This is a genomic window from Oleiphilus sp. HI0066 (assembly GCF_001635725.1).
Genome location: NZ_LWFH01000374.1, coordinates 1 through 689 on the forward strand (window position 1 = coordinate 1; position 689 = coordinate 689).

1 protein-coding gene is annotated in these 689 nt (G+C 45.6%); it reads right to left on the reverse strand.

Features of this window, described 5'->3' with window-relative positions; all coding sequences use genetic code 11:
• Positions 1-689 (reverse strand): polysaccharide biosynthesis protein (locus A3738_RS05210; RefSeq protein ID WP_156503979.1); only part of this gene is annotated, 689 nt, incomplete at both ends.

Consider the following 689-nt stretch of genomic DNA (forward strand, 5'->3'; position numbering starts at 1 on the left):
GCCCATCACATTGGTTGGTCGAACCGCTTTATCTGTCGAAATAAGAACAAAGGTTTCTACATTGGCTTCAATGGCCGCTTCAGCAGCATGCCAAGTACCAAATACATTATTGCGAATGCCCTCAATAACATTCTGCTCAACTAAAGGCACATGCTTGTATGCAGCAGCATGATAAACCGTTTCAACTCCAAAACTGCGCATCACCTGTGCCATGCGACGCTGCTTTTGAACAGATCCCACTACTGCATGCAATTCAATGTTCAGATCTTTTTTGAGCATATAGCGTTTTAACTCACGCTCTATCTCATACAAGGCATATTCAGAAGACTCAACAAGAAGCAATTTTAGCGGAGCCAAACGCACAATCTGACGGCATAACTCTGATCCAATTGATCCGCCTGCACCTGTGACCATGACCGTCTTTTTACTGATGCATTCAGCTAGCAATTGACGATCGGGCGCAACCTCATCACGGCCAAGTAAATCTTCGATATCGACATCACGTACTTCTTCGATTTTCGCTTTACCAGACACCACATCGTTAATCGCAGGAATGGTTTGCACCACAACAGGGTATTGCTCTAGAAAACGAATCACCAAACTTCTACGTGAACGTGGCGCATGACCAAGAGCAAGCAAGACCTTGGTGGCCCCATATTTGGCTAATACTTTTGGCAAGTTCGCGGGGC